The following is a 9,945-nucleotide window of genomic DNA, read 5'->3' on the forward strand; positions in this document are numbered from 1 at the left end:
TGCAACAGCCTGCTTTCATTGAATTGCTTTAGAGCGTATGAACGGAATCGAACCCTCGTATTCAGCTTGGAAGGCTGATGCTGCCTCGAACTCAAGCAATATCGGTCCCGGTCACAGCTGAATCCTGAGGTGGTCCATATGACGATCGGGTGGCCTTCTGCAGCGCGATAAGGGCATTGTCTTAACAAGCGACAACGCGAAGATTGTTTGTCGCGCCTCTAAGTCCAAACGGCACTCCCGAGACAATCAAAGCCAAGTCGCCCAATCGAATATAGCCTTCGTGGTGCACGGCCGCCGAGGCGATCCGCGTCATCTCCTCATAACCAGAAGGACCGCTAGACACGGCACTGTGCCCCCCCATAACAAGCACATGCGCCGAGCCGCTTTCTCGTCCGGGGTAAGGGCAAGGTTCGGCACCGGCGGCCGGCTGCGTGAGATCCGAGCAGCCGTCGTCCCGCCTGCCGTGAACCCGATGATGACCTTGGCGCCAATTTTAGCGGCAAGATCTGCCCCCGCGGCCGCGACGGCATGCGAAGGGGAACTCTCCACGTCATCTCGAGAAGCCTCAATCAGCGACCGATACATCGATCTAGTCATAAAGACCAAAGCCGCCCCTTACGGACTGCGGTCGACGGTAGTTGAGCCAGCCAATGTCCTCTTCGCCAGTCGCTCAACACCATGCGATGGAGGCTATTGGCAAAGTAAATCCTGCTTTGAACCGATCCATGACAACCATTGTTTCAATGCGCTTTATGTCTGAACTTTCGTCTGTAAGGCGCCGGGCAAACCGCTCGTAATCTTCCATATCGTTTACGGTAACGAGCAAGACGAGGTCAGCCAGACCTGTAACGCAGAATGCGCTCATCACTTCAGGCATGTTGCGAATTTGCCTCTTTAGACGATCAACGGTATCGGCACGCGCGCGCTCCAAGGAAATGAGAACCACTGCGGTCACATTACGGCCAATTGCTTTTGGAGAAATGATGGAAACGTCGGCCTCTATGACACCCGTCGATCGAAGGCGTTTCAGCCGACGTTGAACTCCGGATGCGGATAGGCCGACCTTCCCTCCAAGTTGTTCACTACAGAGGCGATTGTCTCGTTGGACAAGATCAAGAAGACGAAAATCGATCTTGTCGAGTTGCATCACTGCCTCGCGGCCAGCGGATTGCGATCGCGTCGGGGAAGCAGACGCCTGCGCTGCTTGTCCTGACATTTTCGACTTCTCACTACGCCGCCTAGCTGTTGAACGATCGATTTCTCGCGCTGTCATATGTCTTGGAACACCTGTTGGGAGCCCAGCTCTTTGCGATACATCGTAGACAGTTGGTGCGGCGATCTCCCCCTCCGCCGGGGCTCACCAAACTCGAACCCGGCCGTCCCTCGAGGATGTCGCGGGTCGGGGCCGACGTTTCTATCGATGCGCGCCCCGGACCGAGCACATATTCCCCGCCACAAGACGAGTGTGGTAGATCGTCAAGCTCTGGAGGCGACGGTTTTTTGCTCCTGATCAGCGGAAAGCACTATTGCGTTGACGGTGCGATATGCGAATACGATGGCGGGACCGATTGTTATGCCAGCCCCGGGATAAATCCCGCGCATCGGCGACGTCATGTCGTTGCCGCAAGCATAAAGACCCTGGATTGCATTGCCTTGTGCATCCAGGACGTTTCCGTAACTGTCCGTCGCCAATCCAGTCGCCGTGCCAAGCGTTGCCGGAACGATCGGCAGCGCGACAAATGGTCCGTTCTTGATTGGTCCAAGATTTGGATTTTTTCCGACGGTCGGATCGCCGAGCGTGCGATTGAAAGCCGATTCCCCACGCTTAAAGAGGGGATCCCGTCCTTGGGCAGCGTGCGCGTTGTGTTCCTCGATCGTCTTTTGAAGCACAGCGGGATCTAGTCCCAGCTGCTTTGCGAGCTCAGAAATCGTATCACCTGCCTTGACGTAGCCAAGGCGGACATATTTACCGATACTCAACGTCCAGGGCCATGGCAGTAGGTGCCCCATGCCCCTCAATCGAACGAACTGGTGATCGCAGATGAAGTAGAATCGCTTATCTGCTGGATAGCCGTTTTCAAACATTGCCAGGCAAATATCGTGATACGAATTCGATTCGTTGACGAAGCGTCTGGCGTTTGGACCGACAGCAATGACCCCAGGACGGCCCCGGTCGAGCCAGCCGTATGGCACAACCTGCGAGCCGCTGCCGCGTTTCAGGATTGAAACCGGCGTCCAGAAGCCTGCCGATGCGACATCTTTGTCGATGGCGGCCCCGAGCGTAGTTGCAAGCCCAATGCCATCACCGTTAACATCGGCGTGGGCCAACGTAACATCATGCTGGTGTGCACCACTGACGTCCGTTCTCAACTGCGCGTTCCGGGCAAAGCCGCCAGATGCGAGAACAACACCACGTGAGGCGCGCACGCGGATGCCAACATCGATCCGCTTGATAATGGCACCCGTGACGCGCCCGCCTTCCTGCGTGAGCTCGACCGCTGGAGAAGATGGCCAAATTTCTACGCCGTACTCGTGCAGGCTCACCAGCAGCCGCGCGATCAAGGCATTCCCACCGCTGAGCTCAGTACCACGCCTGAAGCTGAGCCGGTCCCGCGCATAGCGACTCAGGCGAGTTACGACGTGTTTGAGCGACGCAACGCTTCTCACCTCGCTCGATGAGATCATCATGCCCCCGAGCACAACTCGAATGGGATCACCAATCAAATCGAAGTCCTTGCCGAGAAGCCGCCCATCATAGGGGGCCGGGCTCAGTGCCCGTCCCTTATCAGCGCCCCCAAGTTGGCTCGAGTGATAATCGGGCGTAGTGGCCAGAGTAAACTTGACACTCGTGCCGATCTCGAGCGCGGTTAGCGCCGCCGGGCCGTCTTCAAGATAAGCATCAATGAATTGCGCACGATAATGAACGCCGAGTTCGTGCTGCAGGTATGTCCTCGCATTGGCGATGGTGTCATCGATGTTAGCCGCGCGCGCCTGAGCAGAACAAGGAACCCAGATCATGCCATTCGAAAGGGCCGTCGTTCCGCCAAGTCGCGGAGATCTCTCGCATACAATGACGCGCAGTCCGGCCTTTGCCGCATAGAGCGCCGCCGACAGCCCGGCCGCACCGCTTCCGATCACGAGGACATCTGTCTCCCAGTCCTGATCCGCTCTCGTCCCTCCTTTTGAGGCGAAAGCGATCGTGTCCGGCTTAGCTCGGTCATTTGGTGCGTTCATGCGGCCTCGCTGCACGTTGCAGTGAACATCAATGAGTTTGCGGAAGCGGGACAGCTTTGAATTACGCCGCCGCTGTTTTCACTGCCCGCTCAATTGGAATTCTTTCGATCGAGGATGCGCCAACAAAGCCAACACACTCGGTCGTCCGATAGACCTCGATCGTATCTTCAGGCTCGGCAATTGCCCCACCATGGCAAAGCGAGAGCACGTCCGACCGGATGCTTCGCGCCGCCGCGTTGATCTCATTGATGCGCCGGATCGCCTCCTTAAGGGATTGCCCCTCCTCATGACCGACAAGGCCACCGCGCGTTGCGCCGACATGTGGGACGATGCAGTCGGCCCCTGCACTTGCCATCGCTTTGGCGTCTTGAGGGCTTGCGACATAGGCGAGCGAAAAGATATTCTTCTTTCGCGCGAGAGCGATCAGTTCGACCTCACGTTCAAAGCCAAGGCCGACGCGGCCGCGGCGGTCACGCCAGTTGTCGCCCATGGTTGAGATCGTCGGATAGTTGATGACGCCGGAGAGCCCAGCAGCCCAGAACTTGTCCAAGAGAGCATCGAGGTCGAGCCGGAGAGGATCCCAAGCCTCGATACCGCCAACTACCGGCACGGAACACACCACGTTACGAATTTCCGCCGCAAGCTCCAGCGTGCGTGCGTTGGAATCGCCAATCCGGCTCGTGGGAAGCCCCATCAGACGCGACAGGCCGGTCGAGTAGACCACCAGCATGTCGGCACCTCCAAGAACGGCACATTTCGCGACCAGGCCGCAGCTACTTCCTGCCGCGAGAATTGCTTTTCGCTCCGTCACCTGTCCTTCGATCCTGGAAATAATTTCGGTTCGGTCAAACATCCGCATGGGATGCACCTTCTTGCGTGAGTTGTTCCAGGATCCATGCCGTGGCAGCCTCGGCGAACTCGCCATCGTTAATGTGACAGTTCAGGTCGCGGACCATGACGTGCGCGGAGAGATGTCCCTTGACCGCATCCAGCCAAGCCTTGTCGGCGTCGGGATCGTAGAAGATGCCTCCTTGGCGGTCGTAATCGGATACGCCTTTCGCCGGCCAAAGGACCATCGTGGGTCCTTTGGCACGCGATAGCCGTTCTGCCGTAAGCCGGCCAATGCTCGCGTTCTCAGACGCAGTTGTGCGCATGAGCGTCGTGTAAGGCGTATGGGCGTAGAACTGGCGACCCCGAAACTGATCAGGAACGCTCGATGGCAGGCCAAAATTGACCATATCGATCGCACCGGGCGCGATCACTTGCGGAATCTGTTGCCGCGACGCTGCCTTGAGCCGATCCGGACCGGCGCTTGCGGTGCCTCCAACGATTTCGTCTCCGAGCTCCGTTATGGTCAAATCAATGACGGCGTCGAATTCACCAGCCGCGATCAGCTGCTCCATTTTATGGCCGCCCGCCCCGTTAGCCGGAAAGACGATCGCGTCTACACCGGCGTCGGCAAGCCGCGCTACGCATTGATTCGCGGCCGGCGTGGTCACGCCGAAGGCCGTTATCGCAACGATCTTCTTGTCTCGTCCAAGCTTGACGGGAGCATAGTGCGTGGCCGCAATGGCCCGCCCCGCGTTCTTGAGCACCCTACTGGTAAAGACATTGATGCCGAACAGATCGACCAGCGTCGGATAGAGGATGATGTCGCTGTGAGTGGCCAATTCGGCGAGTAGCGCAGGCCTTGCGCTGCTCACCAGAAATTTCGGAAAGCCATAAGGCAGCTCAGACACAACTTCGCCGAAAACCGCGCTTGCCCTACCCCCCGCAACCCCGACAATCGCGCTGATCGTTCCTGCCCCCAGGAGGTCACCAACCTTACTGCGCGTCCTTTCAGCAATCTGCTTCAAGAGTTCCGTGGGGGTCTTCGCATCGGCTGGTTTGTCGCCGCCATCCCTCCCAGTGCCGACGTCGATCAGGATGGTCTTGCGGCCGCACGCCTCGATAATGTCCGCAAGGTAAGACGCCTCGCGGCCCTTGGTATCCAGCGTGGCCACGATCGCGACCGCATCCGTAGTCGCGGATCCAGTCGCTAGTTCGGACAGGTTACCATCACGGGCCGACCTCTGGTCGTCCGTACAATGGTGAGACACGATCTTCCTCCCAGATCATACCTAACTATAGGTGGTCTAGACCCGGCTCTACCCGGGTATAAGATTGGTGAGGCGGCCAAATGGGTAATATTGGGTAGAAACGTTGAGAGCGAGAGTTCGCGGCAAACTTGCTACACAGATGTCGGACATAGCTAAAGGCGCACAATTGCAAGTCTACGCGCCCTCCTTGCGCAGCCTTCCAAAAGGCTTCCTGCTGGTCATGGCGACCCTGCCAATCCTGGACTGGAACGACTGTCTTTTGCGAGACTTGCTAACCCTCGACCAGGCAACGACGGCTCTCTATGCGGCGATAATCATGATCGACCCGTTCGCCTGCTGGGAGGATAGGGCCGAATCGTTGAAGGATGCCGGCATCACCGGCGTCGCCAATTTCCGCGCGCATCTATGATCGAGCGGTCGGCGGCGGGCGTACCTGTTGATGCCGGACAGGAGCTCGAACTTCGGCGGAAGGAATGGTTCATAAGCCTTGGCTTCAAGGCGTTGTTTGCCGTCGCGAGCGATTCTGAAATTACTGCAGCGGAGAAGCGATTTGGCTCCCATCTGGACGGACTCATCCATCTACCAGCAGAGGCTCTTACACGGACGATGAGCGAGGAGATGGAGCTGGTAAGTCTTGGCCAGCACGGATCGTCATTTCCAATGGCCGCGCTTTTGGATGGGACGACTTCGAAGCGGCCAACTTGAGCAAAGTGACGCGCGGGACTGTCTGTGATCCGCAGCTTCCCGAGCATGGGTTTGTCTTGACGACCCCAGAAGACTGGCCGCCTTTCCGCGATGAAGTCTGTGCGGGTTCAAGCCTTCGGTGAATCGTTGTCGCTCGAGAGAATGCATTTTTCCGTTTGGCTGGTGAGGACGCGCTCAACAGCGGTCTCAGGACGACCTGATATGCGTATCTGGGAGCGTCAACAGCAGGTTCACGATCTAGGGGGAATTCAGCGCAGTTTGTGCATTTCCTGCTCGGGACTGGCAATGCTGGGCTGCCTCGCGAGGTGATCTCGTCGATATCGCCGGAATCAATCGCAGCTGGCGTTGCAATAGGCATTAGCTAAAAGTTGGATGCGGCCCCGTCGCTAATTGCTATTCTATGGAGGCGATCGTGGTGACGCCGCTGAAGAACCCCACGGGATTACAGATTTCCGAGCGATTTGCAGCGGGGGTGCACGGCATCGGGAGGCCGCGACAGCGCGCGCTTCCAGCTCGATGAACTCGCCGTTCGGGCCTCGGATGAGCCTGAACCACTTATCACATCGTTTCCGGTGCTGCTCCGTCCCATGATCTACTTCGTAGCCCGTCTTTTTCGTTACATGAGACGGCGCAACGGGCGGGATGTGTCAGGCACGACTATCGTTACGCTATCCGTCCATCGGACCGGCTGCAATCACCTCGATATCTCGACTGCCAAGTGGGCATGATGACGCCCCAAAAAAGACCGCCGCCGGATTTCTCCGGCAGCGGCTCAAGTCTTGGGAGAAAGCAGACGAACCGGTCTGCCAGCGGAGAAGAGATAAGAGCAGAATTCTGGCCCCCGCTCGCTATTATTCAAAAGATGTCGGATTGGTCACAGCGCACGAACTCAGCATCCGGGTAAAGTTGGGTAATCTACTTCGAAACGCATCGCAACAGGATGACGACGGATCTCCTCTTCACGCTCGACCTGATGGATCAGGTTCCGGAGATGCGCCTGCTTGCCGATCTCTCGCACTTCTTGGTGAGCTGCGAATTCTGGTATCCGATCTCGGACGAGGACGAAGCGCTGGTGCGGCGAGTGCTCGATCGCACTTGGGCATTTCATGGCCGTGTTGCGTCTCGCGAGCAGATACAGGTCGAGATCACGTTCGCTCAACACAAGATCTGGCTGGACCTATTTCTTGGATGGTCGAAATACGGATTCAAGAGCTGGAAGACGCGCTGCTGCGGATGCCCGCCTCACCTTCGCATGCGAACTTGGCCCACAGCCTTACGCAATTAGCGATCGGCTGGGCAACGACACCACGGACCGCTGGCAGGAAGCTGTCCTGCTCAAATCCCTGGTGCGCGCAATCTGTTTGAGGAGGCGGCGAACGATGAGCAGTCGTCACCCGTAAATCGTTTAGTCGCGTGAGTAACCAATCCACGATAGTGATCGTTGGGGCGGGCGAAGCTGGTAACGCCGCTGCCGTCGCTCTGCGGGAGGCTGCTGGCATGGTGGTCATCGGCAATGAAAGTACGCTGCCGTATGAGCGCCCACCTCTGTCGAAGGCGGTCCTGAGCGACGAGGTCAACCCTGGACCAAAATTGATTGTCACGTCGGAACGCCTTGCCGAGCTTGGGGATCGATTATCGCCAGGGCAGCGAAGTGATTTCAATTGATCGCGCGGCCAGTATTGTCACGCTCTCAAACGGATCAGCAATAGCGTATCACCGGCTCATGCTGGCGACGGGAGCCCGACCTCGGAAATTGAGCATCCCGATCGCCGAAGGAGCCAATGCGGCGACACTGCGGACATCTGTCGTCTCATGCTCCAGAGCGGCTGCTGCTGACTGCCATGATTCGGGCATCGATACCTTGGGCCCGCAGGCTACGCTCCTACAAACAGATGCGAACGGACAGATAGCATTGATCAATTCCCGAGCGAGCGAATTCATCGGCTGCTCCTCGCAGCTTATCCATTCCGATCTTTTGCGAGCCGACCAGGTACCGAGCGATGAATCAACCGCAGCTGAAATTACCCAACGTGAGGTCTTTGACGACGTCGAAGGATTGGCGAGCGAGGCTCAACTCCCAGATGGACGGTGGCTACGAGTCAGCCGCAGTCCGACCCAAGAGGGGCGCGTTATCCTCGTTTATAGCGATATCACCAGTTTGAAGCATCAGAAAGCCGAGTTGCATGCGACGAACCTGAGACTGGATGCGGCGCTGACGCACATGTCTCAGGGTCTCTGCCTCTACGATAGTGGGGGCGGCTGCGAGTTGTAAACCGGCGCTTCCGTGAGATCTTTGATCTTTCGCCTGAGCTCGTTGTTCCGGGCACGACTTTCGAAGAGGTGCTCGGTCTGAGTGTTGCCGCTGGAAATCATGGCTGCCAGACGGTGCCCGATCTGCTGGCGGAGCCGGAGAACTGTTTGCTCCACAACGAGAGCGGCAACTATCTTCAGTCCCGGCAAATGAGACATCTACCGCTTCCTCAGGTGCGGCAGATGATGATCGGTCCAGCTTCATTTATGATCTGACTGAACAAATCATGATCTTCCTGTGTCCAGACGTGCGCCGTTGGTGATTCTGGTGAACGGGCATTATCGATCGGGTTCGGATCCATAAAGCTCCCCTTTCTATTATGAGAACAAAGGCCACTTGAAGATCTCCCCCAGGGAGTGAGCTGAAGTTCGTCACGAATTCAGACATGGGTGGCTTCGTCATCGAGAGGCCAAGTTCGAGTGTTAAAGAGGCTGGCTTTCGAGAAGCTGACAAAGGTCAAGCAAGGGAGATAAACCGGCGGCCGCATCTGCCACGTCTGATGCGATCATCTCCGAGCAACGTCTCATTCCGCCCGACCTCGCAGTCGGCGCGCAGATTTGCGTCGTGCATCGCATTCATCTGGCGGTAAAGCTGGTTAGGAGGTCCAGGCGATGCGGACCGCGGCCAGACCCAGTCTTGCACCGAACATGTGAATTTCGATCTCTACTCGCGACCAGTCGTTCTGCCTTACAATTTGAGCCATGCTCGGGCCGCTAATCATAGTCGCGCCAGCGCGAGAACAGACGAGAGCGCGACCTACGTGAGAGTTCCGGCAAGCGCGGAGCGAACTGTTCACCTAATTAGATGAAGAACGAAATCGCTCAGACGCAAAGCGGCCGAGCCGATCATCCCGCGTACGGCTAAAGGAGCGGCCGTGCCGGTGATCCCGGGACTGCGGCTGCCACTGCGTGTAATGGGCACTTCGCGACGTCCCCGGCGCCTCCGATCCTGCGCGTCATGATGCAACCTCCGACTGACAACCGGAGCTACATCGATCAAGCGGCGTGTTTCATCTCAGGCGAGGCAATACGAACGGCCAACTTTGTCCCGGCTGCTATTGACGCTCAGCGTGATGCAGATGGCGCTCGTGTCAGGGCGAGCTTGGAGGAAGCGGACATTTCAGCGGCGACTTCGACACTGAGCGCTTGTTAGGTTCGAGACCAATGTCGGCAAGTTGACGATACGCACGGTCGGACAAAGCGCAAAAGCGGCAACTTCAGTTTGGTATGCGGATTGCTTTGTTACGGCATGATCACCGATCGCTTCCAAGGCGACGGATAGGTAGCAACAGCAGAGGCCCGGCTATGTCGCAGGCTGAGGTAGAACGGTTTGTCAAGGATCTAACGAAAGAGGGTAGTCTGCTCGAAAACCTTAAGCAGAGTGCTACAGGTCTTGCACCGATTGTAGCGGTCGGAAGAAGTCACGGCTACGATTTCACGGTTGACGAGATTAGGAGCAGCATCCGAGCGCCAGGCCGACACGAGTTGATGCAGGTCGACGCGATTGTCGGCGGCAGGCAGGATTTAAGCGGTGCGGGCTTGAGCAGCATTGTGCATACCACTGCGTTGGCTAGTACCCGGAATCAGAGCTGAGTGA

At 57.5% G+C, this 9,945-nt stretch carries 11 protein-coding genes and 1 pseudogene; 7 read left to right on the forward strand and 5 right to left on the reverse strand.

Going from position 1 to position 9,945, the window contains the following annotated elements; translation table 11 throughout:
• Positions 1-309: 309 nt before the first annotated feature.
• The 5 genes from IC50_RS39345 to IC50_RS26025 all read right to left on the reverse strand — a co-directional run bounded on the left by IC50_RS39345 (position 310) and on the right by IC50_RS26025 (position 5,333).
• Complete coding sequence (locus IC50_RS39345) at positions 310-597, reverse strand: pyruvate kinase alpha/beta domain-containing protein (RefSeq protein WP_310473378.1); 288 nt, start codon at positions 595-597, stop codon at positions 310-312.
• Between the two features lie 73 nt (positions 598-670).
• Complete coding sequence (locus IC50_RS26010) at positions 671-1,147, reverse strand: Lrp/AsnC family transcriptional regulator (protein WP_038950841.1); 477 nt, start codon at positions 1,145-1,147, stop codon at positions 671-673.
• Between the two features lie 329 nt (positions 1,148-1,476).
• Positions 1,477-3,234: an FAD-dependent oxidoreductase gene (locus IC50_RS26015; protein WP_050991092.1), complete on the reverse strand. Its 1,758-nt coding sequence runs from the start codon at positions 3,232-3,234 to the stop codon at positions 1,477-1,479.
• 61 nt (positions 3,235-3,295) lie between these two features.
• Positions 3,296-4,093: a phosphoenolpyruvate hydrolase family protein gene (locus IC50_RS26020; RefSeq protein WP_028160572.1), complete on the reverse strand. Its 798-nt coding sequence runs from the start codon at positions 4,091-4,093 to the stop codon at positions 3,296-3,298.
• Positions 4,080-5,333, reverse strand: a complete 1,254-nt coding sequence (locus IC50_RS26025) for a Tm-1-like ATP-binding domain-containing protein (protein ID WP_080703795.1) — start codon at positions 5,331-5,333, stop codon at positions 4,080-4,082. Before IC50_RS26025 ends, IC50_RS26020 begins: the two co-directional genes overlap by 14 nt.
• 139 nt (positions 5,334-5,472) lie before the next feature.
• Between IC50_RS26025 and IC50_RS43285 the strand changes: the two genes are divergently transcribed.
• The 7 genes and pseudogenes from IC50_RS43285 (at position 5,473) to IC50_RS38500 (ending at position 9,941) form a co-directional block, all read left to right on the forward strand.
• On the forward strand, positions 5,473-5,742 hold the full coding sequence (locus IC50_RS43285; RefSeq protein ID WP_223153738.1) for a hypothetical protein: 270 nt from the start codon (positions 5,473-5,475) through the stop codon (positions 5,740-5,742).
• On the forward strand, positions 5,739-6,038 hold the full coding sequence (locus IC50_RS43290; protein ID WP_223153739.1) for a hypothetical protein: 300 nt from the start codon (positions 5,739-5,741) through the stop codon (positions 6,036-6,038). The genes IC50_RS43285 and IC50_RS43290 overlap by 4 nt, the downstream gene beginning before the upstream one ends.
• A gap of 913 nt (positions 6,039-6,951) precedes the next feature.
• A pseudogene (locus IC50_RS26035) lies at positions 6,952-7,438 on the forward strand (sugar phosphate isomerase/epimerase); the annotation flags it as partial.
• A gap of 34 nt (positions 7,439-7,472) precedes the next feature.
• Positions 7,473-7,703: an FAD-dependent oxidoreductase gene (locus IC50_RS43750; RefSeq protein WP_245289550.1), complete on the forward strand. Its 231-nt coding sequence runs from the start codon at positions 7,473-7,475 to the stop codon at positions 7,701-7,703.
• Complete coding sequence (locus IC50_RS43295; RefSeq protein WP_071916585.1) at positions 7,660-8,310, forward strand: NAD(P)/FAD-dependent oxidoreductase; 651 nt, start codon at positions 7,660-7,662, stop codon at positions 8,308-8,310. Before IC50_RS43750 ends, IC50_RS43295 begins: the two co-directional genes overlap by 44 nt.
• A gap of 17 nt (positions 8,311-8,327) precedes the next feature.
• Positions 8,328-8,564 carry a hypothetical protein gene (locus IC50_RS43300; RefSeq protein ID WP_232208683.1) on the forward strand — a complete coding sequence of 79 codons (237 nt, stop codon included), beginning with the start codon at positions 8,328-8,330 and terminating at the stop codon, positions 8,562-8,564.
• A 1,089-nt stretch (positions 8,565-9,653) separates the two neighbouring features.
• Positions 9,654-9,941, forward strand: a complete 288-nt coding sequence (locus IC50_RS38500) for a Nif11-like leader peptide family natural product precursor (protein WP_039145714.1) — start codon at positions 9,654-9,656, stop codon at positions 9,939-9,941.
• Positions 9,942-9,945 lie beyond the last annotated feature (4 nt).

The organism is Bradyrhizobium genomosp. I (2014), from assembly GCF_000261685.1.
Lineage (GTDB): Bacteria > Pseudomonadota > Alphaproteobacteria > Rhizobiales > Xanthobacteraceae > Bradyrhizobium.

Excerpts from the sequence above, each read along its gene's own strand:
- IC50_RS39345 (WP_310473378.1), bottom strand. The coding sequence starts at position 597 with ATGACTAGATCGATGTATCGGTCGCTGATTGAGGCTTCTCGAGATGAC.
- IC50_RS26010 (WP_038950841.1), bottom strand. The coding sequence starts at position 1,147 with ATGCAACTCGACAAGATCGATTTTCGTCTTCTTGATCTTGTCCAACGA.
- IC50_RS26015 (WP_050991092.1), bottom strand. The coding sequence starts at position 3,234 with ATGAACGCACCAAATGACCGAGCTAAGCCGGACACGATCGCTTTCGCC.
- IC50_RS26020 (WP_028160572.1), bottom strand. The coding sequence starts at position 4,093 with ATGCGGATGTTTGACCGAACCGAAATTATTTCCAGGATCGAAGGACAG.
- IC50_RS43285 (WP_223153738.1), top strand. The coding sequence starts at position 5,473 with ATGTCGGACATAGCTAAAGGCGCACAATTGCAAGTCTACGCGCCCTCC.
- IC50_RS43290 (WP_223153739.1), top strand. The coding sequence starts at position 5,739 with ATGATCGAGCGGTCGGCGGCGGGCGTACCTGTTGATGCCGGACAGGAG.
- IC50_RS38500 (WP_039145714.1), top strand. The coding sequence starts at position 9,654 with ATGTCGCAGGCTGAGGTAGAACGGTTTGTCAAGGATCTAACGAAAGAG.